Here is a 938-nt window from a genome sequence, read left to right as displayed (position 1 = left end):
GGTTTCGACAGTGGGTTGCCATTGACCTGCTTTGGGCGATCGCGGCTGCGATTGTAATGGGATTTGTGGTCGCCAAGGCCGTGATTTGGATTGATGGCCGTTTGCAGCGATTTCGAACTGCGGATGAACTGATGGAAGATTTCGTTGCCCTCAGCACCATCTTGTTAACCTATTCCTTGACTGAGCTGGTAAATGGTTACGGCTTTCTAGCCGTGTTTGTCGCCGGAATTGTGATCCAGCATGGGTACTACCGGGAGAAGCAGTTCTCGCAGTTAGAGTTTGTGGAGCAAATTGAGAAACTCTTAGAAGTTGCCACCATATTAATCCTGGGGTCGCTGTTGCGGATTGAGCCTATCCTGCGGTTTGCTCCGGCGGCAATTCTCGTGGCGGCACTACTGATTTTAGTCATTCGTCCAGGGGGAACCTGGATCAGCATGCTGGGCCGGAACTTACATCCTTCCAAGCGACTATTGATTGGTTGGTTTGGGATTCGTGGCGTTGGTTCCATTTACTACTTAAATTATGCTTTAGGCCATGGCCTAAAGGGTGAATGGGGAGAACAGATTACCTGGATCACTTACCTGGTCATTGTCACCTCTGTAATTATCCACGGCATTTCCTCTACCCCCCTGATGAACTGGTATGAGTGGCGCGTCAAAAAAAGGCTCAAGCGATCGCCCTCTTAATCTGCTGAACTCTCACTTTTCCTGGCGAGGAAGCCCTTGCAACCTTCATGGGCCGTACCTCCCTTTGTAAACTTCCCAAGCTTACTAATCCGCTGGCAAGGCAATTCCCGTAAAGATACTTACATCAGGGAAATAGCTCGGTAGCGGATTTCCGTATTTATACGCTTAGATTGCCCAGTGCTGATTTGAGAGACTTAAAGCATTCGCCTTCAGGGGATCTTTTAGATGTCGATATTATTGGTTGCTGTAGTC

1 protein-coding gene is annotated in these 938 nt (G+C 48.8%); it reads left to right on the top strand.

The annotated features are described in order from the left end of the window. A partial coding sequence (locus tag AC2VE5_RS28780; protein WP_486890923.1) for a cation:proton antiporter domain-containing protein occupies positions 1-686 on the top strand: 686 nt, incomplete at its 5' end. Positions 687-938: the final 252 nt, after the last annotated feature.

This window comes from Aliterella sp. E5.1 (assembly GCF_057473825.1).
The sequence above is the reverse complement of the archived record's forward strand: the minus strand, read 5'-3'. Positions and strand labels throughout refer to the sequence as shown.